Raw genomic sequence first — 21,955 nt, 5'->3', positions numbered from 1 at the left:
GATGATGCTGGCTGGCCTTGATCCGAAGAAGATTGTCGAAGCACAGCGAGAGATCACGATCGGGCCGGTCCCTTCCGGTGCCGAGGCGCTGATCCTTGCCGAGTTGGCCCGTGCCGGCCAGCCGGTCGCCTACATTCTTTCGGACGGCCAGCGGATCGCCGATCTGGAACAGGTCCTCTCATTCGTCGCGCCCGACATTCCGGTGCTGACGCTTCCCGGTTGGGACTGCCTTCCCTATGACCGTGTCTCGCCGAGCGCCGACACCTCGGCACGGCGGCTGGCGGCGCTGAGCGCCTTGATTGCGCACAAGAAGAAGCCGCATGCGGCGATCGTGCTGGTGACGGTCAACGCCGCCCTCCAGAAGATCTCGCCGCAGGACGTGATCCAGAGCCTGGCGTTCTCGGCTCGTCCGGGCAATCAGGTGCGCATGGACGACATCGCGATGCGGCTGGAGCGCAACGGCTTCGAGCGTGTCGCGACCGTGCGTGAGGTCGGTGAATACGCGGTGCGCGGCGGCATCCTCGACGTCTTCGTGCCGGGGAGCGGCGAGCCGCTACGCCTCGATTTCTTCGGCGATACGCTCGAAACCATCCGCTCCTTCGATCCGGCAAGCCAGCGCACCACCGGTCAGGTCCGCTCCCTCGATCTCAATCCTATGAGCGAGGTGTCGCTGACGCCCGAAACGATCAGCCACTTCCGCAAGCACTACCTATCGCTGTTCGGCGCGACGACCCGCGACGACGCGCTTTACCAGGCTGTCTCCGAAGGCCGGCGTTACGCCGGCATGGAGCATTGGCTGCCGCTGTTCTATGACGGGCTGGAGACGGTCTTCGACTATCTCGACGGCTTCCGTATCGTCACCGATCATCTGGCGCGCGAGGCCGCGGCCGAGCGCTCGAAGCTCATTCTCGACTATTACGACGCCCGACTGGCCTCGGCGTCTCCGGGCAAGACGCAGGCCACCCAGGGCACGCCCTACAAGCCCGTTCCGCCGGAACTGCTTTATCTGAGCGCGCAGGGCTTCAACGCCGGCCTGAGCTCACGCGATGCCATTCGCCTCTCGCCCTTCAACGAGCACGAGGGCGAGGCCCGCCAGGTCATCTCGGTCGATGCGCGCCAAGGCATGCGCTGGGCGAAGTCGGCGGGCGAGGGCGAAGCCGAAAGCGAACGCGTCAACGTCTTCGATCAGGCGGTCAAATACATCGCCGAGCGGCGCTCGAAGGGCGCCAAGGTGGTGATATCAGGCTGGAGCGAAGGCTCGCTCGACCGCCTGCTCCAGGTGCTTGCCGAACACGGTCTCGGCAACGTCAAGCCGATCAAGGCGCTCGCCGAGGTCAAGTCGCTGAAGCCGGGCGAGGCGGCCGCGACAGTGCTCAGCATCGAGTCCGGATTCGAGACGGGTGATCTCGTCATCATCGGCGAACAGGACATCCTGGGCGACCGCATGGTCCGCCGCTCCAAGCGGCGCAAACGCGGCGCAGACTTCATCGCCGAAGTCGCCGGCCTCGACGAGGGCAGCTATGTGGTGCACGCCGAACACGGCATCGGCCGTTTCGTCGGTCTGCGCACCATCGAGGCGGTCGGCGCGCCCCATGATTGCCTCGAGCTCGTCTATGCCGACGATGCAAAACTGTTCCTGCCGGTCGAAAACATCGAACTTCTGTCGCGCTACGGCTCGGAAGGTACCGATGCGATCCTCGACAAGCTCGGCGGCGTTGCCTGGCAGGCGCGCAAGGCCAAGCTCAAGAAGCGGCTGCTCGATATGGCCGGCGGCCTGATCCGCATCGCTGCCGAACGTCATACACGCCGCGCGCCGGTGCTGGCCGCGCAGGACGGCGTCTATGACGAGTTTGCCGCCCGCTTCCCCTATGACGAGACCGAAGACCAGCTGAACTCGATCGAGGCAGTGCGTGAAGACCTCGGCAGCGGCCGTCCGATGGACCGGCTCGTTTGCGGCGACGTCGGCTTCGGTAAGACCGAAGTGGCGCTTCGTGCTGCCTTCATCGCCGCCATGAACGGCGTGCAGGTCGCGGTCGTCGTGCCGACCACGCTGCTTGCCCGCCAGCATTTCAAGACCTTTTCCGAACGCTTCCGCGGCCTGCCGATCCGCATCCAACAGGCATCCCGTCTCGTCGGGTCCAAGGAACTGGCGCTGACGAAGAAGGAAGTGGCCGATGGCAAGACCGATGTCGTCGTCGGCACCCACGCGCTGCTCGGCACGTCGGTCAACTTTGCCAATCTCGGCCTCTTGATCATCGACGAAGAGCAGCACTTCGGCGTCAAGCACAAGGAGCGGCTGAAGGAACTGAAGTCGGACGTCCACGTCTTGACGCTTTCGGCAACGCCGATCCCGCGCACGCTGCAACTGGCGCTGACGGGTGTCCGCGAACTGTCGCTGATCACGACGCCGCCGGTCGACCGCATGGCGGTGCGTACCTTCATCTCGCCCTTCGACGCGCTGGTGATCCGCGAAACGCTGATGCGCGAGCACTATCGCGGCGGCCAGAGCTTCTATGTCTGCCCGCGGCTGAGTGATCTCTCGGAAATCCACGATTTCCTGAAGTCGGACGTTCCGGAACTTAAGGTGGCGGTTGCCCACGGCCAGATGCCGGCAACGGAACTCGAAGACATCATGAACGCCTTCTATGACGGGCGTTACGATGTGCTTCTGTCGACCACGATCGTCGAATCCGGTCTCGACGTGCCGACGGCCAACACGCTGATCGTACACCGCGCCGACATGTTCGGTCTTGCCCAGCTCTACCAGCTTCGCGGCCGCGTCGGTCGCTCGAAGGTGCGCGCCTTCGCGCTGTTCACGCTGCCGGTCAACAAGACGCTGACGGGCATGGCAGAGCGCCGGCTGAAGGTGTTGCAATCGCTGGATACGCTTGGCGCCGGCTTCCAGCTGGCGAGCCACGACCTCGATATCCGCGGCGCCGGAAACCTGCTGGGCGAAGAACAGTCGGGCCATATCAAGGAAGTCGGCTTCGAACTTTACCAGCAGATGCTCGAGGAAGCGGTCGCCGAACTCAAGGGTGAGGAAGAGATCCACGACACCGGCTGGTCGCCGCAGATTTCGGTCGGAACGCCGGTCATGATCCCGGAACACTACGTGCCGGACCTGCATCTGAGGCTTGGTCTCTATCGCCGCCTCGGCGAACTGACGGACCTTAAGGAGATCGACGGCTTCGGCGCCGAGATGATCGACCGCTTCGGCCCGCTGCCGATCGAGGTCCAGCACCTCTTGAAGATCGTCTACATCAAGTCGCTCTGCCGCACGGCAAATGTCGAAAAGCTCGATGCCGGGCCGAAGGGCGTCGTCGTGCAGTTCCGCAACAAGGAATTCCCGAACCCGGCGGCACTCGTCGGCTACATCGCCAAGCAGGGCACGCTTTCGAAGATCCGGCCCGACCAGAGCATCTTCTTCCAGCGCGAACTGGCAACACCGGAAAAGCGCCTGTCGGGTGCAGCAATGGTGATGACTCAGCTCGCCGGCCTGGCGAAGTAACAAAAAACCGTACTGCCGCGCAGTGCGGCAGTACGGTCAAGGTCTGTCGAAGCAGATTTGTTTCGGATCGCCGCGCGATCAGTTCGGCTCGCCGCTCGCCTTCATCTCGGCGATTTCACGCACCGCGTTGGTCAAGACGTCGACCGATTGCGCGCCCATCACCGCATATTGTCCTTCGAGGATGAAGCAGGGGACGCCGGTCACGCCCATTTCGCGGGCCATGCCGACTTCTTCCTTGACCGCGTCCTTGTCGGCATCGGAACCAAGCAGCGCTGCAATGACGGGGCGGTCGAGGCCGGCCTGCTCGGCGATATCGAGAAGCACCGCGTGGTCGCCGACATTGCGGCCTTCTTCGAAATTGGCCTTGAACAGCAGGCCGACGACGGCCGACTGCGCTTTCTCGCCGTTGGTTGCGGCCCAGCGGACTAGCCGATGAGCGTCAAGCGTGTTCGGGCTGATCTTCACCGCATCGAAATCGAACGCGATGCCGTCGGCATTGCCGAGTTCGCGCAGCGTGTCGTGAGCGCGGTCGACGGCCGCCTGGCCGCCGAGCTTCTCGGCAAGATGCCGCTTGTGATCGATCCCCTCGGGCGGCAGGTCGGGATTGAGCTGGTAGGGGCGCCAGTTGACCGTGACAAGCACGTCCGGAACGTTGGCAATCGCCTGGTCGAGCCGGGCCTTGCCGAGATAACACCAGGGACAAACGACGTCCGAGACGATATCGATGCTGACGGTTTGCATGGTGTGGGTGCCTTTCCTTTTTCCGGTATGACGGCGAGATAAGCCGGTTTGACCCGGCTTTCAATGCGTTACCAAAAGGGAACCGACCCTCTATTGCGCGTCTTGATCCCACCAGGTCGGAAGCTGGTAGCCGTAGAGCGGCATCACGTCCGGCCGGCCGATATGCTTGCGCCGCGCTACCCACTGGGCGTCGAGGTGGTAGAGCGGCACCAGGTAGGAGTTGTTGACGAGCAACCGGTCATGCGCGCGCACGGCCGCGGTGAAATCTTCGCTCGTGCGGGCCTGCAGGATGTTGTTGACCATCCGATCGACGTCCTTGTCGGCGACGCCGGCAAAGTTGTCGCTGCCTTGCCGGTCGCGCGCCTGCGAGGTCCAGCGCCCGGCCTGCTCGATGCCGGGTGACAGCGTCGAGGGAAAGGATTTGATGATCACGTCGTAGTCGAAGGACTGGCTGCGCTGCTGGTACTGCGAATCGTCGACAGTGCGCACAGTCGCCTGGATGCCGAGAGGGGCGAGAAACCGCTGATAGGCGAGCGCAATTTTTTCCTGGCCGGCATTCTGGCTCATGATCTCGAAGGCAAGCGGCTTGCCCTGCGGATCGACCATCTTGCCGTCCTTGATCTGATAGCCGGCCTCGCGCATCAATGAGACGGCGACACGCAGCACGTTACGATCGCGGCCGGACGCGTCGGTCACCGGCAGGCGGTAGGTGCCGTCGAGGATCGCCGGGTTGATTCGATCGCGGGCGTCGCCGATCAGGCCGAGTTCTCGGTCGTCGGCCGGTGCGCCGAGAAAGCTCAGCGTCGAGTTCTGCCAGTAGCTCTGGGTGCGCGTGTAGGCGCTGTCGAAGAGGTTCTTGTTGACCCACTCGAAGTCGAACACCAGCGCCAGACCCTGACGGAGCTTCAGGTTGTCGAACATCGGCCGGCGGGTATTGAAGACGATGCCGAGCATGCCCGACGGCGTCTTCGGCGTGAAGGTTTCCTTGACGACGTCGCCGGAGCGAACGGCCGGGAAATCGTAGCCGCGCGCCCATTTGGTGGCGCTGCCTTCGGGATAGATGTCGATCTCGCCCTTCTTGAAGGCTTCGAACAGCGAGTTTTCCTGGAGGAAATACTCAACAGAGATTTCGTCGTAATTGTCCTGGCCGACTTTCGAGGGCAGGTCCTTCGCCCAATAGTCCGGGTTTCGCTCGTAGACGATGCGCTCGCCCGGCTTCACTTCGGCCACGCGATAAGGGCCGGAGCCGAGCGGCGGCTTCAGCGTTGTCTGGTCGAAGGTTGCGAGGTCGATGGCATGTTTCGGCAGCACTGGCGACAGGCCGAGCAGCAGCGGCAGCTCACGGTCGGCATCCTCGGTGAAGGTGAAGCGCACGCTGCGCTCGCCGACTTTCTCGAGTTTCGCCACCTTGGCCATGCGGTTGCTGAAGGGGACACGTCCCTTGTCGCGCAGCAGCTCGAAGGTGAAGATCACGTCCTCGGCGGTCACCGGCTGCCCGTCGGCCCAGCGGGCCTTCGGGTTGAGATTGAACTGGATGAAGGTCCGGTCGTCATCCCACTCCACGGTTTCGGCGAGCAGGCCGTACATGGTGAAGGCCTCGTCGCGTGAGCGCTGCATCAGCGATTCGTAGACGAGGTTGCCGTATTCCGGATCCCACATGCCGCGCGCGGTCGTGCGCATGCTCTTCAGGATGAAGGGATTCAGGCTGTCGAAGCTGCCGACGACGCCGTAGGAGATCTTTCCACCCTTTTTTACGTCCGGATTGACGTAGGGAAAGTTCTTGAAATCGGCAGGCAGCGCCGGCTCTCCGTGCATGGCAATCGCATGCACAGGAGCGGCTGCCGCAGCAGTGCCGAATGAAGTGGTGGTCAGGATCAGCGCCAGACCAGAAAGAATTGCACGCAAGGTCACCTCCCGTGAGGGGTATCAACAGGCCGATTCCCCGAACGTTACCAATGCCGACGGATGAATCCAACCGATCCGCGGTCCAAATTCCGCCCAGTATGAAGTCAAAAAATGACAGGAAACACTGGATAATCGAAGCGAGCCAATGTAACAGGTGTTTCCGGAAACGGGGTCATGCATTTGCCTTATTTGGCCAACAGGACAACGGCGGCTGACGATACTCACCTGCGGAACAACTGTTCCGTTACCGGATTTCAGGAGACGGAATCACAATGATGTTCAAGTCGAATATTGCAAAACGTTCGGGCATGGCAGCGCTGGCGCTCACTGTAGCTGCTGCGGGCGTTCCGAGCGTTGCGTCTGCACAGCAGGCTGGCGGCAAGCCGCCGCAGGGCTGGTTCAAGGTTTGCACCAAGCAGGAAGACAACGATGTCTGCATCGTTCAGAACCTGCTGACCGCCAACAACGGCCAGCTCGTGACCGCTGTCGGCCTCATCACCGTTTCCGGCAAGGTCAACCGCAAGATCATGCAGGTTTCGGTACCGTCGGCGCGCCTCATCCCGACCGGCGTTCAGATGCAGATCGACGGTGGCAAGCCGGTCAAGCTCGACTACGCCATCTGCATGCCCGACAAGTGCGTTGCCGAAGCGCCGCTTTCCGACCAGCTGATCGCCAGCCTGAAGAAGGGCAATGAGGTCGTCTTCACCTCGGTCAACTTCCAGCGCGCTCCGAACCCGATCAAGATGGCCCTCACGGGCTTCACCGGTGTCTACGACGGCGAGCCGATCGAGCAGTCGCAGCTCGAAGAGCGTCAGCGCCTGCTGCAGGAAGAAATGCAGAAGAAGGCCGAGGACGCACGCAAGAAGCTTGAAGAAGCCCAGAAGGCTGCCAAGCAGAACTAAGCGGTCCTCCGCAAACGCATAAAGGAACGCCCGGACCTCGCGGTCCGGGCGTTTTCATTTGTTCGAGAGCGAAGCGGCCTCAGTGGCGGAACGTCGCCTTGGGCCTGTAGTGACCGACGCCATCCTTGTCGAACAGGGCATCGACTTGCGCGTGGCGCATCGGCCGGTCGCTGTCGTCGAATTCCAGGTTCTGCTCGGAGACGTAGGCGACATACTCGCTGTCGTCGTTCTCGGCGAACAGGTGATAGAAGGGCTGATCCTTGCTTGGGCGGATCTCCTGCGGAATGGCGTTCCACCACTCCTCGGTGTTGGCGTATTCCGGGTCGACGTCGAAAATGACGCCGCGGAACGGGAAAACCCGATGGCGAACCACCTGTCCGATCTCGAATTTGGCGTTTCTCTGTTTCATGACGCAACACATCCTTTCAGGAGATTATCTGGGTTGGCGAACCCAAAACATCAATAGGGACTTCCCTTCTGCCCTCCGTTGATCGATCTCGCCATGCGTGTCCTGCGGACGCGCAAAAGTTGTTGGCAACATAATATCACACAATTCGACGGTTTCGTGCCGCTCCCTGCGCGGGAGCGCTTGCAATCCGTGCGCTCCAACGAAAAGGCCGGCGGCTCCATCTAGGGAGCCGCCGGCCCAAAGCACGGCTTGAACCGGTGGTCGATGCCGCCGGTCGCACGGTCTTAGACCGAGTAGTACATGTCGTACTCGACCGGATGCGGGGTCATTTCGAAGCGCATGACTTCCTGCATCTTCAGTTCGATGAAGGAATCGATCTGGTCGTCGTCGAACACGCCGCCAGCCGTCAGGTACTTGCGGTCCTTGTCGAGGCTTTCCAGCGCTTCGCGCAGCGAGCCGCAGACGGTCGGGATCTTCTTCAGTTCCTTCGGCGGCAGATCATAGAGATCCTTGTCCATCGCCTTGCCCGGGTGCAGCTTGTTCTTGATGCCGTCGAGGCCGGCCATCAGCATGGCTGCGAAGGCGAGGTAGGGGTTGGCGGTCGGATCCGGGAAGCGGACTTCGACGCGCTTGGCCTTCGGGTTGGTGCCGAACGGAATGCGGCACGAAGCGGAGCGGTTGCGCGCCGAGTAGGCGAGCAGAACCGGAGCCTCATAGCCCGGGACGAGGCGCTTGTAGGAGTTCGTCGACGGGTTGGTGAAGGCGTTCAGCGACTTGGCATGCTTGATGATGCCGCCGATGAAGTAGAGGCAGCTTTCCGACAGGCCGGCATATTCGTCGCCGGCAAAAGTCGGCTTGCCGTCCTTCCAGATCGACAGGTGCACGTGCATGCCCGAACCGTTGTCGCCGAAGATCGGCTTCGGCATGAAGGTTGCCGTCTTGCCATAGGCATTGGCGACCTGGTGCACGACGTACTTGTAGATCTGCATCTTGTCGGCATTGCGAACCAGCGCGTCGAACTTGACGCCGAGCTCGTGCTGGGCGGCCGCCACTTCGTGGTGGTGCTTCTCAACCGTCACGCCCATCTCGGACAGGACCGTCAGCATTTCGGAGCGCATGTCCTGGCAGCTGTCGATCGGCGGAACCGGGAAATAGCCGCCCTTGACACGCGGACGGTGGCCGAGGTTGCCGGTCTCGTAGTCGGTGTCGTCGTTGGACGGCAGTTCCGAGGAGTCGAGTTTGAAGCCGGTGTTGTAGGGGTCGGCCTTGTACTTGACGTCGTCGAAGACGAAGAATTCTGCTTCCGGGCCAACGAACACGGTGTCGCCGATGCCGGATGCCTTGAGGTAGGCTTCGGCCTTCTTGGCCGTACCGCGCGGATCGCGGTTGTAGGATTCGCCCGAAACCGGATCGAGAATGTCGCAGATGATGACCATCGTCGACTGCGCGAAGAACGGGTCCATATGCGCTGTTTCCGGATCGGGCATCAGCACCATGTCGGACTCGTTGATGGCCTTCCAGCCGCCAATCGAGGAGCCGTCGAACATGACGCCATCGGCGAACATGTCTTCGTCGACGCAGACCACATCCATCGTTACGTGCTGCAGCTTACCCTTGGGATCGGTAAAGCGCAGGTCGACGAACTTGACGTCGTTGTCCTTGATTTGCTTCAGAATATCGCTTGCAGTCGTCATTTGCCGTTATTCCCTGTGTGAGATGACGAGGATTTGAAAAGAACCGGGCCGAACGGCCCGTGATGTCAGATGGCGTCGAGGCCGGTTTCGCCCGTGCGAATACGGATGACTTCTTCCACATTGGAAACGAAAATCTTTCCGTCACCAATGCGGCCGGTTTGCGCGGCGTTGCGGATCGCCTCGATGACGGCCTCCGCGTTTTCATCCGCCAGCACCACTTCGACCTTTACCTTCGGCAGGAAGTCCACCACGTATTCGGCGCCGCGATACAGCTCCGTGTGACCCTTCTGCCGCCCGAAGCCCTTGGCTTCCGTGACGGTGATACCCTGCAGGCCGACTTCCTGAAGGGCTTCCTTCACTTCGTCGAGCTTGAAGGGCTTAATGATCGCTTCGATCTTTTTCATGAGAAAATGTCTCTCCGCTTCTCCCTTGATAGCAGGATCATGCCCGCTCGCCCTGAATATGCACGTTGCATGCCAGTTTTTCTGCGAAAATCTGTCAGAACGACAAAAAATCTGCTGCCGGCGCGCCGATTACAGGATTTCCATGCCTTACGCGGGGTGCGATCTGCCTATTTTTTATGATTTCCGATCGAAAGATGCCCGCTTCTTGCAGAGTCCCCACATCATGGCAGACGTGAAGCTTGTTATTTGAGCAACAATTATGTGCAAATGCATTATTTTAAGGCAATCATGGTGTTAAGGCTGAGGCCTTGCTTCACGCGCGCGGGCATGGATAAGTCTGGGGCATGCGCTCCGACCTTCAGCACCTGTTGATCACGCCCGCCGAAATGACGGCAATCGACCAGGCGGCGGCCCAATCCGGCATCGATAGCTTTACGCTGATGCGCAACGCTGGACTGGCGGTGAGCGCTGCGGCCCTGCGGTATTTTCCGGAAGCGCACCGCTTCGTCGTGCTCTGCGGCCCCGGCAACAATGGTGGCGATGGTTACGTTGCCGCCCGCGGCCTTGCCGAAAGCGGGGCGGATGTCGCGGTGTTCGTGCTGGGCGATCCCGCCAAGCTTCAAGGCGATGCTGCGCGCGCCCGGGCAAACTGGAGCGATCCCGTCGCACCACTTTTTGCCTACGAACCGCAGGCCGGCGATGTCGTCATCGATGCGCTCTTCGGGGCGGGCTTGTCTCGCGACCTCCCGGACGACGTCATTCACCTTATCGAACGGGTCAATGCCAGTGGCGTTCCGGTCGTTGCGGTCGATCTGCCGAGCGGCATCGACGGCCGCACGGGCGAGGTTCGGGGCGCCGCCTTTGCCGCCCGCCACACCGTCACGTTCATGGCGCCAAAGCCCGGTCACTGGCTTTTGCCCGGGCGGTCCCTCTGCGGCACGCTCGAGGTGTTCGACATCGGCATTCCCGCGCGCATCCTGCGCGCCGGTGCAGGTTCGCTGCGCCTCAATGCGCCGTTCCTTTGGGCGGGCTGGGGCGGCGACCTGGCAGCCTCGACGCATAAGTTCAAGCGCGGGCATCTGGTGGTTTTCTCAGGTGACCGCCAGGCGACGGGCGCGGCGCGCCTGTCGGCCGCGGCGGGCCTTGCGGCCGGCGCCGGCCTTGTCACCGTCGCCTCCGGCAACGCAGCACTCGACATCAATGCGTCGCATCTGACGGCAGTGATGGTCAAAGAGATCGACGGCAAGCGGGAGCTTACCAAATGGCTGCAGGACCAGCGCCTGGGAAGCTTCGTGCTTGGGCCAGGCTTCGGCATCGGCAAGAAGGCGAGGGACTTTGCGCTTGCGCTCTGCGATCGCGCCCTGGTGCTCGACGCCGATGGCATCACCTCGTTCCAGGCAAATCCCGGCGAACTTTTCGCGGCACTGGCGAAAGGCGGGGGCCAGATGGTCATGACGCCGCACGACGGCGAGTTCGCCCGTCTCTTTCCTGATATTGCCGGTGACGACGGGCTTTCGAAGATCGAGAAGGCGCAGGCTGCGGCGCGGGCGAGTTACGCGGTGATCGTCTACAAGGGCGCCGACACCGTCGTTGCCGCGCCGGACGGACGGGCGGTCGTCAACAACAACGCGCCGCCGTGGCTGGCAACCGCCGGATCGGGGGACGTTCTTGCCGGCATCGTCGGCGCGCATCTGGCGAAGGGAATGCCGGCTTTCGAGGCAGCCGCAGCCGCAGTCTGGCGCCATGGCGCAGCCGGCGCCAAGGCAGGGCCTGGCTTGACTGCCGAAACGCTGATCGGCACGATACCGCCGATCAGCTGATCGAAAACTCACGGACCGAAAGTCGCCTCCCGACAAGGGGCACCGGGTCCGGAAGGAACATACGGGCTATTAGCCGCGCGTGCCCTTGGCGATCGGCTCCTGATAGGTGAAGCCCATGTCCCAGGGGAAATAGATCCAGGTGTCCTGGCTGACCTCGGTAACGAAGGTATCGACCAGCGGCCGGCCCTTCGGCTTGGCGTAGACGGCGGCGAAATGCGCCTTCGGTAGCATGGCGCGGACTTCCGCGGCAGTCTTGCCGGTGTCGGTCAGGTCGTCGACGATCAGCACGCCTTCACCGCCGCCCTCGGCAATTTCGGGGGCGATGCCCTTCAGCACCTTCATCTGTCCTTGAGAATCGTAGTCGTGATAGGAGGCCACACAGACGGTTTCGATCATGCGGATGTTGAGCTCGCGGCAGATGATCGCCGCCGGAACCAGGCCGCCGCGCGTGATGCAAACCATGGCGCGCCATTCCTGGCCATTGTCGGCGAGCCGCCACGCAAGCGCGCGGCAATCGCGGTGGAACTGGTCCCAGGAAACGGGAAAGGCTTTATCGGGCAGCGACATGGGTGGGCTCCGGCTTGTCTGAACGAAGGTAAGGCGAAGCGTCCGGCAGATCGGGCAGGCGGGAACGCGTCATCCTGATTTGCCGACATGCAATAACGGCATTGAGGCCTTGAGTGCAAGGGCTTCGCGCTATCCCTTTGCCCGCGCGTCGGCGATTGCCTGGATCATCGCCTGGACATCCGCTTCCGCTGCCGCAAGGGCTTCCGGATCGCGGGCGCGCACGACGATATCCGTCGAGAAGGTCTTGCCGTCGAATTTCGGGTAGGAGCCGATGCTCGTTTCCGGATGGTTCTTCTGCACTTCGGTCAGCGGGCTGCCGATGTCGCCTTCGCCGAAGGGCGAGCGCACGGTGCGCGAGAGGAGGGGCGAACCGACGTTGAGACCGGGCAGCAGAGCGTCGAGCATAGCCTGGAAGACCTGTGGCACGCCGGCCATCACATGCACGTTGCCAATGGCGAAACCCGGCGCCGTCGATACCGGGTTCGGGATATGACGTGCGCCGAGCGGCATGCGCGCCATGCGTTTGCGCGCGTCGGTAAACTCCATGTTGCGGCGCTCGTACATGGCGCCGAGCAGCGCCATCGCCTCCGGCTCGTAGATGCATTCGACGCCGAAGGCGCGCGACACGGCGTCGGCGGTGATGTCATCATGAGTCGGGCCGATGCCGCCGGACGTAAAGACGTAATCGTAGCGGCTGCGCACTGCATTGATCGCCTCGACGATCGCCACCTCGTCGTCGGCGACGATCCGCACTTCCTTGAGGTCGATGCCGACCATGGTCATCATGTCGGCGAGGTGGCCGATGTTCTTGTCCTTGGTACGCCCCGACAGAAGTTCGTCGCCGATGGCGACCATGGCGGCAGTGACGACTTTTATGCTGCTCATCGGGTGATCCTGTTTGTTTAGTCAGTCATTTAACAGTGAATTATTATTGTTCACATTGCGAGAACAGTCTGTTTCCCGGACGGCTCCTGGCATGCGGCTGCATTTTGATAAATCTTCCGCGCAGCAGTGATCAAGTGGGATCGCTTGTATCCAAAGGAGCAATTATGGCCAAGGTTCTCGTTCTCTATTATTCGGCATACGGACATATCGAAACCATGGCTTACGCCGTGGCCGAAGGTGCCAAGTCTGCGGGTGCCGAAGTCGACGTCAAGCGCGTTCCGGAGCTGGTGCCGGCCGAGGTCGCCAAGGCCTCTCACTTCAAGCTCGACCAGGCCGCGCCGGTCGCCCATGTCGAAGAGCTTGCCCAATACGACGCGATCATCTTCGGCGCCGGCACGCGCTTTGGCACGGTTGCCTCGCAGATGCGCAACTTCATCGATCAGACCGGCAGCCTGTGGGCGTCTGGCAAGCTGGTCGGCAAGGTCGGTTCGGTCTTCACGTCCTCGGCCACCCAGCATGGCGGTCAGGAATCCACCATCCTCGGCTTCATCCCGACGCTGATGCACCACGGCATGGTCGTTGCTGGTCTTCCCTATGCCTTCCAGGGTCAGATGGGCCTCGACGAGATCAAGGGCGGCTCGCCCTATGGCGCCTCGACGATCACCGATGCCGACGGCTCGCGCCAGCCGTCCGAGGTCGAGCTCCAGGCTGCCCGCTTCCAGGGCGCACACGTCGCCAAGATCGCCGCCAAGCTTTCGGCCTGATCATCTCGACGCAATTGTTTCAAGAGTTTAGGCGGCGCCGCAAGGGGCCGCCTTTCTGTTTGGCGGCTAGCCTTTCCGGGTGATTCGCGAATGTGGCAATTCGTACCACACTTGTGCTAATATCCGCGGCGTTCGGCATTGAGTATGCCTTTGACGAGGAGGAATGCGGGGCTGTGCGGCAACGGCCCGCCGAAGACGGGAGCGTCTTTCGGATTATTGGGAGGGAAGCATGGCGCGGATTACTTACACCATCGTTCCTCATGACGGCGGATGGGCCTACAAGGCCGCCGACGCCTATTCGGAACCCTTTCCCAACCGCGAAACGGCGCTTGCCGCCGCCAAGGCCGCCGCCGCCGAACAGCAGGTCGGCGGCGACGACGAGGAGATCAGCTTCCAGGACGAACAGGGCCACTGGCACTTCGAACACACGGATGGCGGCGATCGGCCTGAAGCGACCGTCGAAGACGGCTGAAACGGTCAAGGCGACCGGCTCATTGCGAACACATAGCGTTTAGTATTGCGTGCACACCATCTCTCCCACGGAGGATATTCGATGCACTACAGCGTTCAGATCTTCACCTGGACCCCGCGGCAGGGTGTCCACCAGGTCGGATCGGCAATCGAGGTGGACGCCCCCAATTCCAAGGCGGCAGCGGTCTCGCTTCTCGGCCTCAGGCTGGAAAACCAGGGATGCGCAACGAAACTCGCCGTTCGCGTATGGCACGACGACGCCTACCAGGCGGAATGCGATTGTTACTACTACAACAACTGAGCGGCCAGTCTCACCGGCGCAACGTCTCACTCTCCAGCGAGAGCCGGGTGCGGGTCGCCTATTGAATCTTTAAAAAACCGATTGCCTGGTGCGGGCGGCGGGGATCGAACCCGCACAGCCAAGGCCGAGAGATTTTAAGTCTCTTGCGTCTACCAGTTTCGCCACGCCCGCATGATCCCTAGATCAAACACTCAGGTCAAACAGTCAAGGGTGATCGGGGGGGTACGGGGTGGACAACGCGCTTAGGCGCGCTGTTCTCTCGTCTTCATGAAGTAGAATACGCCCGCGGCAATCATTGCCCCAAGGCCGTAGACGATAAACGAGTCGACAAACGGCCAGCCCGAATTGAACGAGTAGATGGCGGGTGCGACAAACAACAGAACCGCCAAACCCGCGAGGCGCGAGGAAAAGACGCTCAAAGCCGAAACCTTCCGCAGCAGCCATCCAATGAGCCTGCCCACCATCACCATCGCAATCGCTGCACCGAAAACAAGCGCCAACATTGGTTCCCCTCATCTAAGCCACCATGTGGACGATAAGCTGATTCGTGTATCATCGATACGCATCAACTTATAATTGCGATCGACTTGGCGCTTGCGGACGACAGTCAAGCCTTCGGTGTCAAGCGCTCAAGGACCGAGCCCAACCCGCCGAGATCCGCAATCTCGCGAAACCGCGGATGGTCCTCTGGTTTATCGTGGTGTTCGAACGACCAGGTGAGCGCGTGCGGGACATAGACCCCCCAGCTTCCGGCACCGAGTGCAGGCACGATATCCGACTTCAGCGAATTGCCGACCATCATGCTATTCAGCGCCCCGTCGCCGTGACGCTTGAAGATGCGCTCGTAGGTGGCGACGGTCTTGTCGCTGACGATCTCGACGGCGTCGAAATAGTCGCCAAGGCCGGAGGCGGCGAGCTTGCGCTCCTGGTCGAAGAGATCGCCCTTTGTGATCATGACAAGGCGAAAGTGGCCGTGAAGTGCTTCGAGCGTTTCCTTGACATGCGGCAGCGGCTCAACCGGGTGCACGAGCATGTCGCGCCCGGCGGCGAGGATCTCGGCGATGACCGAGGAGGGCACCTTGCCATCGGTGACGTCGACGGCGGTTTCGACCATGGAGAGCACGAAGCCCTTGATGCCGAAGCCGTAGAGGCCGAGGTTGCGCTTCTCCGCCGCAAGCAGCCGCTCCGACAGGTGTTCGGTGTCCGTGTGGGCGCCCAGAAGCTCGGCGAAGCGCGCTTCCGTCAGCCGGAAGAACTGCTCGTTCTGCCAGAGTGTATCGTCGGCATCGAAGCCGACGGTCGTTACTGCGTGGGGCATGGTATTACGGTCCGGCAATCTTGAAGGGTTGGTCGACGCTGGCGCTTTTGCCGCTGTTGACGTCATTGAAGTGGAAGCGCAGCACATAGTCGCCGGCGGGAGCACCTGAGACGTCGATGGTCAGCGTCGAATAGATTTCCTGGTTTCTGAGGTGGCCGGTGAAGGTGAAATCACCGAACGCTTTCTGGCCCGCGAGCACGTCGCCCTTCGGGTTGAGAATATCGAAGTCGACGGTGAAGTGGCTTTCGAGTTGGCCCTTCGTTACCGAATCCTTCCAGGTGAGGCCGATCGGCTCAATATAGGAGATCAGCGACTCTCCTTCCTTGAACACCGCGCCCTCGCGCGGGTCGTACATGGCGTAGCCGGTCGGCGCCTTGGTGACGAAAACCGCCTTGCCGATCGCCAGTGGCAGCGTTTGCGAGAAATCGCTCATCGCCTGGCGGAGCAGCTCATGGGCCTTCGCCGCGTCGCCGGATGCCGCGAGCTTTTCGGCCTGCACCGCCGCGTCGGCAAGCGGGCCGGCATTGGCGGCGAGCCCCGCCGAAAGCGCCATGGCGGTGGTCAGCACCGCCAGACGACGTATATGTTTCACCATGACGTTCCCCCATCGCCGGTTTCGACCGACATTCGGCATCTGCTGCACCGAGTCAAGACGATAGGGCCGCGAGGCGAATGGTCAATGCTTCCAGAAGACCGGCGTCAGGATTACCAACACGGTCAGCACTTCGAGACGACCGAGCAGCATCATCAGCGACAGCAGGTAGAGTTCGGGATCGCCGAGTGTCGAGAAATTTCCGGCCGGGCCGATGATCGGACCAAGGCCCGGGCCGACATTGGAAAGGCAGGTAATGACCGCCGAGGTCGCGGTGACCAGATCGTAGCCGAGCGCGCCCATGGCGAGACTGCCGAGCACCCACAGCAGGATATAGGTGATGAAGAACAGGAAGATGGAGCGCTGCGTGTCAGCGTCGACGGTGTTGCCGCCATAGCGCACCGCATAGATCGCGTTGGGGTAGACGATCTTGTTCAGCCCCGACCGGATCGCATTGAAGAGCACGATGAAGCGATAGGCCTTGATCCCGCCGGCGGTCGAGCCGGAGCAACCGCCCATGAAGGTGGCGATGAAGGCTGCGATGACGACGAAGGGCCCCCAGAGGCTGTAGTCCTGGCTGGCATAGCCGCTGGTCGAGAGGATCGAAGTAATGTTGAAGAACGAATGCGCCAGCGCCAGATGGAATTCGACGCCATTGGCCAGCCGGTGGTAGATGGCGACGGCAATCGAGAAGGCCGAGAGATAGCCGAGGAACACGATGATTTGCGGGTCGCGCAACGCATCGAGCCTGCCGCGGGCGACGAGCACGATTAAGATCGAGAAGGGCAGGCTGCAAAGCGCCATGAAGAAGGTGGCGGTCCAGAGCAACGGAATGCTGCCGAAATAGGCGAAGGATGCGTCATGGGTGGAAAAACCGCCCGTCGCCACGGTCGACATCGCGTGGTTGATCGCATCGAAGCGGTTCATGCCCGTCAGGAAGTAGCCGATCGTGCAGAGCAGCGTGATGACAACGTAGATCGCTAGGAAGGCGCGGCTGAAGCTCGCGAGCCGGGCAAAGGGTTTGTCGCCGGTGTCGGAGGACTCCATCTTGAAGAACGACATGCCGCCGACCCTGAGATAGGGGATGATGAACAGGCCAAGCACGACGATGCCGATGCCGCCGAGCCAGCACAAAAGCGAACGCCAGAGCAGGAGCCCCGGCGGCGCATCGTCGAGGCCGACGATCACGGTCGCGCCGGTCGTGGTGATGGCAGAGACGGATTCGAACAGCGCCTGGGCAAAGTCGAGCTTCATGGACGACAGCCAGAGCGGGATTGCGCCGACCACCGAGAATACGGCCCAGAGCATGTTGACGAGGACGAAGCCGAACTTCTTTGAAAACGGCGGCGGACCCATACGCGTGGCCATGAAGGTCGCCAGCGAAAGGCCGCCGACCATGAACGACGATGCGGCAAAAATCTGCCAGTCCGGATGGCCGTAATAGAGGTCGACCATCGCCGGCACCAGCATGGCGCAGGCAAGATAGATGCCGAGGATCGCCGAAATGTGCACGGCATGCCGGATGAGGGTTGCGTTCAAGTGTTCATTTCCTGGAAAACAATGCGGCATACCGGTCGGACAGGTGCTGCGCCATTTTCAACGTCGGCCCGATTCGAGTCAAAGCCATGGCTTCGGGCGTTGCGATGTGCAATAGCGACCGCCAGCGACCAACTCAACGGAAGACCGCACGTGATGAAGCAGGATGTCGAAACCGCAACCGAAGCCTTGCGGGAGATCTTCCCGCCGACGCCGCTGCAGCTCAACGAGCACCTGAGCGCGCGCTACGGCGCCAACATTTACCTCAAGCGCGAGGATCTTTCGCCGGTTCGCTCCTACAAGATCAGGGGCGCCTTCAACTTCTTCCGCAAGGCGATCGGTGCCGGTGCCTCGGGGAAGACATTCGTCTGCGCCTCGGCCGGCAACCACGCCCAGGGCTTCGCCTTCGTCTGCCGCCATTTCGGGGTTCCGGGTGTCGTCTTCATGCCGGTGACGACGCCGCAGCAGAAGATCGACAAGACCAGGATGTTCGGCGGCGAGTTCATCACCATCAAGCTGGTCGGCGATATCTTCGATCAATGCTACAAGGCTGCCCGCGACCACGTGGAAGCGATCGGCGGCGTCATGGTGCCGCCTTTCGATCACGCCGACATCATCGAAGGGCAGGCAAGCGTCGCGGCGGAAATTGCCTGGCAGCTGCCGGAAGGCGTGATTCCTGATCTCGTCGTTCTGCCGGTCGGCGGTGGCGGCCTTGCCGCCGGCGTCACCGGCTACCTCAAGGACAAGGTCGCGGCCGATCATTTCATCTTCTGCGAGCCGTCGGGTGCGCCGAGCCTGCGGGAAAGCCTGGAAACCGGCAGCGTCGTGACCCTCGATCAGGTCGACAACTTCGTCGACGGTGCCGCCGTCGGGCGGATCGGCGATCTGAACTTTGCAGCGTTGCGGCGCTTCTCGCCTGACCAGGTTATGCTGCTGGCTGAAAATGCCATCTGCCGGACGATCGTCGACATGCTGAATGTCGAAGGCGTCGTGCTCGAGCCGGCCGGAGCTCTTTCGATTTCGGCGCTCGAAGCGCTGGGCCCCGAGGCGCTTGCGGGCAAGACGGTGGTCGCGGTCGTTTCCGGCGGCAACTTCGACTTCGAACGCCTTCCCGACGTCAAGGAGCGGGCGATGCGCCATGCCGGCCTCAAGAAGTATTTCATCCTGCGCATGGCGCAGCGGCCGGGCGCGCTTCGCGATTTCCTCAACCTGCTTGGTGACGAAGACGACATCTCGCGCTTCGAGTATCTGAAGAAGTCAGCCCGCAATTTCGGTTCCATCCTGATTGGCATCGAAACGAAACATGCGGAGAACTTCCCCGTGCTGAAGGCTCGCTTCGACGCTGCGGGGCTGCGCTACCAGGACATTACCGAGAACGAGATCCTCTCCAACCTCATCATCTGATCGGCGTGAGGGCGTCGCGGTCGAATATCGGCACTTAAGCTTTGACAGTATCGGCCGCGGCGTCTAAGTCTTGGGCATGGCATCGTTTTTCTCGAAATTGTTCGGCCGCTCCGGCAACTCTGAAGACCAGGCGCAGGCAGCACCGGGGAAATCTGAGTCCTATGCGGATTTCACCATCCGTGCGACGCCGATGCGCGAGGGCTCCCAGTTTCGTCTGGCGGGCAACATCGAGAAGGTCTCGGCCGAAGGCGGCGCCAAGGTCCGCAGCTTCATCCGCGCCGATCTCTTCACGTCCGAGCAGGACGCGATCGACGCTGCGCTGCGCAAGGGGCGCCAGATCATCGACCAGACCGGCCCGTCGCTGTTTTCCGACGACGCCCCGTCGGGGCAGGTCTGAGCCGCGCGCCTATATCCAAGATAATCTAAAATAAACAGAACATTGTCTGCCGCAGCTCATGTTCTGCGGCAGGAATGCCGGAGACTTGTGTCGGCGGTTTAGCCTGCTGGAGCGGTCAGGCGCCAAGTGTGTGGGCCACCGCAAGCGGCAGCCCACTGATCGGTTCGTGGCTCAGAGCTTGATGCGGAAACGCGCAAAACCCTCGGCAGCGTCACCGGCGTCCTCGATCGTTACGCCCTTCACCTGCGCCAGGAACTGCCGCGCCTTCGGTCCGCTGTCGAAGGTCACGCTGGTGCCTGCGAGCGGGACGAAGGTCCAGTTGGCGTCGGCCGACGGGTTGATCGTGCCCTGGTCGATGATGTAGCGCACCACCACATCGCGGTTGGTGTCGGGGGCCACGAAGACCACCTTGTCGGCGCCGATGTCGGGGAAGTTGCCGCCGCCGCCGGCGCGGTAGTTGTTGGTGGCCACGACGAATTTCTGGGCCGGATCAATCGCTTGTCCGTTGAACTGCAGATTCTTGATGCGGTTTGAGGCGGCGTTGATGGTGTTGCCGTCCTTGTCGAACTTCGGCGGTACGGAAAGGTCGATCTGATAGGTGACCCCGTCGATGACGTCGAAATTGTAGGACGGGAAGCCGCCGTTGATCAGCGGAGCGTCGGAAGCGCCCGGCTTGACCTCGTTGAAGATGCCGGCCGACATTTCCAGCCAGTTGCGTACCTGCTCGCCGGTAATGACCACGGCCTGCACCGTGTTCGGATAGAGGTAGAGATCCGCGACGTTCTTGATCGCGATGTCGCCGGCCGGAACGTCGGTGTAGTAGTCGGCGCCGCCGCGACCACCGGCCTTGAAGGGGGCAGCCGCCGAAAGCACCGGCAGGTCGCGGTGTTCGGTCTCCTTCAGCATGTCCTTGATGTACCAGGTCTGCGCCTGGCTGACGATCTGCACCGACGGATCGTCGGCGACCAGGGCAAAGTAGGAATAGAGCGGCGCGCTGGTCTTGCCGACGGGCGTGCGCACATAGGCAAGCGTCGCCTCGTGGTCCTTCTGGGCGGCCGCCAGGACCTCCGGCTTGTCGGCGACCTCGGCGATGACCTTCTTGTCCTCGCGGCGGTAGATCGGGCGTGCCTCGCTCGTCGAACTGACGACGCGCCATTTGCCGCCGTCGCGCTCGATCAACAGGTCGATCAGGCCGAGATGCGAGCCCCAGAAGCCGCCCATGACGCCGGGCTTGCCGGAGATCAGCCCCTTCTCGTTGTCGACGCCGGCAATCTCCTTGAACTTCGGCCCGGGGAAATCCAGGTGGCTGTGGCCGGTGACGATCGCATCGATGCCTTCGATTGCGGCCAGCGGTACGGAGGCGTTCTCGAGGTTCTCCGCATAGGCCTGCTGGCCGATACCGGAGTGCGAGAGCGCCACGACGATGTCGGCGCCTTCTTCGCGCATCTGCGGCACCCAGGCTTCGGCCGCCTTGACGATGTCGCGGGCATTGGCCTTGCCTTCCAGGTGCTTGGCGTCCCAGGTCATGATCTGCGGCGGTACGAAGCCGATGAGGCCGACGCGGATCGAATGCTCCTGGCCGGAACCGTCCTTCACCTTGCGGTCGAGAATGACATAGGGCTTCAGGAACAGTTCGTCCTGGCGCGCATTGGCGGCAAGCGATCCCTTCGTCAGGTTGGCGCAGACCACGGGGAAATTCGCCCCGTTCAGCACCTTGAACATGAAGTCCAGGCCATAGTTGAATTCGTGGTTGCCGAGCGTGCCGCAGTCATAGCCGAGCACGTTCATGGCGGCGACGATCGGGTGGATGTCGCCATCCTTCATTCCGCGCTGATAGGCGATGTAGTCGCCCATCGGATTGCCCTGCAGGAAGTCGCCGTTATCCACGAGGATGGAGTTCGTCGCTTCGGCGCGGATGGCGTCGATGATCGAGGCGGTGCGCGCAAGGCCGACCGTGTCGTTAGGCTTGTCGCCATAGTAGTCGTAGGGGAACACGTGGACGTGCAAGTCCGTCGATTCCATGATCCTGAGATGCGCCTGATTGGCGGCGGCGCGCGCCGAGAATGGATGCAGCATGACGAGTGCCGAGGAGGCCGCGGCCCCCGCGAGAAGCGAGCGGCGCGTGAGGTGAAGCGGGGAAGTCATCGATGTCATGCGGTCCTCCATTTATCAAGAATGCGGGTCTTCATGGAAAAGGAATACAATCGGGAGTTTTGTTCGCTGGCTGGCGAACGACGGTGGGTTGGCGCCGACTATGCCGGAAAGCCGCCGTTTCCGAAAGCGGCAGATTTTCGCACTGAAAGGTCGGGCAACAGCGGACACCTGGTAAAGTTTTCT

At 61.9% G+C, this 21,955-nt stretch carries 20 protein-coding genes and 1 tRNA gene; 8 read left to right on the top strand and 13 right to left on the bottom strand.

Annotation, left to right across the window (positions count from 1 at the left end):
- Positions 1 to 4: 4 nt before the first annotated feature.
- Entirely contained in the window at positions 5 to 3,508 is a 3,504-nt protein-coding gene (mfd, locus tag OKW20_RS14410; RefSeq protein ID WP_429173460.1) for a transcription-repair coupling factor, read from the top strand.
- Between the two features lie 78 nt (positions 3,509 to 3,586).
- Here mfd and OKW20_RS14405 read toward each other — a convergent pair whose 3' ends face one another.
- Entirely contained in the window at positions 3,587 to 4,249 is a 663-nt protein-coding gene (locus OKW20_RS14405; RefSeq protein WP_429114446.1) for a DsbA family oxidoreductase, read from the bottom strand.
- Between the two features lie 90 nt (positions 4,250 to 4,339).
- A complete protein-coding gene (locus tag OKW20_RS14400; protein WP_429173116.1) occupies positions 4,340 to 6,154 on the bottom strand; it encodes an extracellular solute-binding protein in 1,815 nt (604 codons plus the stop codon).
- Positions 6,155 to 6,426: 272 nt separating this feature from the next.
- Here OKW20_RS14400 and OKW20_RS14395 point away from each other — a divergent pair, with 272 nt between their 5' ends.
- Positions 6,427 to 7,056, top strand: a complete 630-nt coding sequence (locus OKW20_RS14395) for an invasion associated locus B family protein (RefSeq protein ID WP_043620346.1) — start codon at positions 6,427 to 6,429, stop codon at positions 7,054 to 7,056.
- 79 nt (positions 7,057 to 7,135) lie between these two features.
- Here the strand turns inward: OKW20_RS14395 and hspQ are convergent, their stop codons facing one another.
- The 3 genes from hspQ to OKW20_RS14380 form a co-directional block, all read right to left on the bottom strand.
- Positions 7,136 to 7,465: a heat shock protein HspQ gene (hspQ, locus tag OKW20_RS14390; protein ID WP_034791060.1), complete on the bottom strand. Its 330-nt coding sequence runs from the start codon at positions 7,463 to 7,465 to the stop codon at positions 7,136 to 7,138.
- A 284-nt stretch (positions 7,466 to 7,749) separates the two neighbouring features.
- The gene (gene glnA / locus OKW20_RS14385; protein ID WP_034791062.1) at positions 7,750 to 9,159 is read right to left on the bottom strand and encodes a type I glutamate--ammonia ligase; all 1,410 of its coding nucleotides are present in this window, start codon (positions 9,157 to 9,159) and stop codon (positions 7,750 to 7,752) included.
- A gap of 65 nt (positions 9,160 to 9,224) precedes the next feature.
- Entirely contained in the window at positions 9,225 to 9,563 is a 339-nt protein-coding gene (locus OKW20_RS14380) for a P-II family nitrogen regulator (RefSeq protein WP_003528058.1), read from the bottom strand.
- 344 nt (positions 9,564 to 9,907) lie between these two features.
- On the opposite strand from OKW20_RS14380, the gene OKW20_RS14375 reads away from it, so the two are divergent.
- Positions 9,908 to 11,383 carry an NAD(P)H-hydrate dehydratase gene (locus tag OKW20_RS14375; RefSeq protein ID WP_429173114.1) on the top strand — a complete coding sequence of 492 codons (1,476 nt, stop codon included), beginning with the start codon at positions 9,908 to 9,910 and terminating at the stop codon, positions 11,381 to 11,383.
- A 69-nt stretch (positions 11,384 to 11,452) separates the two neighbouring features.
- Here OKW20_RS14375 and gpt read toward each other — a convergent pair whose 3' ends face one another.
- Positions 11,453 to 11,950, bottom strand: coding sequence for a xanthine phosphoribosyltransferase (gpt, locus tag OKW20_RS14370; RefSeq protein ID WP_043620356.1), 498 nt, complete (start codon positions 11,948 to 11,950; stop codon positions 11,453 to 11,455).
- Positions 11,951 to 12,079: 129 nt separating this feature from the next.
- Positions 12,080 to 12,835, bottom strand: coding sequence for a competence/damage-inducible protein A (locus OKW20_RS14365; RefSeq protein WP_043620358.1), 756 nt, complete (start codon positions 12,833 to 12,835; stop codon positions 12,080 to 12,082).
- 164 nt (positions 12,836 to 12,999) lie between these two features.
- On the opposite strand from OKW20_RS14365, the gene wrbA reads away from it, so the two are divergent.
- The 3 genes from wrbA (at position 13,000) to OKW20_RS14350 (ending at position 14,371) form a co-directional block, all read left to right on the top strand.
- Positions 13,000 to 13,599, top strand: coding sequence for an NAD(P)H:quinone oxidoreductase (gene wrbA, locus OKW20_RS14360; RefSeq protein WP_205238952.1), 600 nt, complete (start codon positions 13,000 to 13,002; stop codon positions 13,597 to 13,599).
- Between the two features lie 229 nt (positions 13,600 to 13,828).
- Positions 13,829 to 14,071: a DUF2188 domain-containing protein gene (locus OKW20_RS14355; protein ID WP_429173111.1), complete on the top strand. Its 243-nt coding sequence runs from the start codon at positions 13,829 to 13,831 to the stop codon at positions 14,069 to 14,071.
- An 81-nt stretch (positions 14,072 to 14,152) separates the two neighbouring features.
- Positions 14,153 to 14,371 (top strand): hypothetical protein, encoded by a 219-nt coding sequence (locus OKW20_RS14350; protein ID WP_034791089.1) that lies wholly within the window; start codon positions 14,153 to 14,155, stop codon positions 14,369 to 14,371.
- Between the two features lie 86 nt (positions 14,372 to 14,457).
- Here the strand turns inward: OKW20_RS14350 and OKW20_RS14345 are convergent.
- From OKW20_RS14345 to OKW20_RS14325, 5 genes are all read right to left on the bottom strand, one after another.
- Positions 14,458 to 14,542 (bottom strand) — tRNA-Leu (locus OKW20_RS14345).
- Positions 14,543 to 14,613: 71 nt separating this feature from the next.
- The gene (locus tag OKW20_RS14340) at positions 14,614 to 14,874 is read right to left on the bottom strand and encodes a hypothetical protein (RefSeq protein WP_043620365.1); all 261 of its coding nucleotides are present in this window, start codon (positions 14,872 to 14,874) and stop codon (positions 14,614 to 14,616) included.
- A 104-nt stretch (positions 14,875 to 14,978) separates the two neighbouring features.
- Positions 14,979 to 15,689 (bottom strand): HAD family hydrolase, encoded by a 711-nt coding sequence (locus tag OKW20_RS14335; protein WP_429173107.1) that lies wholly within the window; start codon positions 15,687 to 15,689, stop codon positions 14,979 to 14,981.
- 4 nt (positions 15,690 to 15,693) lie between these two features.
- Positions 15,694 to 16,242, bottom strand: coding sequence for a hypothetical protein (locus tag OKW20_RS14330; RefSeq protein WP_429173458.1), 549 nt, complete (start codon positions 16,240 to 16,242; stop codon positions 15,694 to 15,696).
- Between the two features lie 123 nt (positions 16,243 to 16,365).
- Complete coding sequence (locus tag OKW20_RS14325; RefSeq protein WP_429173105.1) at positions 16,366 to 17,820, bottom strand: TrkH family potassium uptake protein; 1,455 nt, start codon at positions 17,818 to 17,820, stop codon at positions 16,366 to 16,368.
- A 153-nt stretch (positions 17,821 to 17,973) separates the two neighbouring features.
- Between OKW20_RS14325 and ilvA the strand changes: the two genes are divergently transcribed.
- Both ilvA and OKW20_RS14315 read left to right on the top strand, forming a co-directional pair.
- A complete protein-coding gene (gene ilvA, locus OKW20_RS14320) occupies positions 17,974 to 19,221 on the top strand; it encodes a threonine ammonia-lyase (RefSeq protein ID WP_429173455.1) in 1,248 nt (415 codons plus the stop codon).
- Between the two features lie 76 nt (positions 19,222 to 19,297).
- Entirely contained in the window at positions 19,298 to 19,618 is a 321-nt protein-coding gene (locus OKW20_RS14315; RefSeq protein WP_429173102.1) for an HlyU family transcriptional regulator, read from the top strand.
- A 171-nt stretch (positions 19,619 to 19,789) separates the two neighbouring features.
- On the opposite strand, the gene OKW20_RS14310 is transcribed toward OKW20_RS14315, so the two are convergent.
- On the bottom strand, positions 19,790 to 21,763 hold the full coding sequence (locus OKW20_RS14310; protein ID WP_429173452.1) for a bifunctional 2',3'-cyclic-nucleotide 2'-phosphodiesterase/3'-nucleotidase: 1,974 nt from the start codon (positions 21,761 to 21,763) through the stop codon (positions 19,790 to 19,792).
- Positions 21,764 to 21,955: the final 192 nt, after the last annotated feature.

This window comes from Ensifer sp. LBL (assembly GCF_050435225.1).
Lineage (GTDB): Bacteria > Pseudomonadota > Alphaproteobacteria > Rhizobiales > Rhizobiaceae > Ensifer.
The sequence above is the reverse complement of the archived record's forward strand: the minus strand, read 5'-3'. Positions and strand labels throughout refer to the sequence as shown.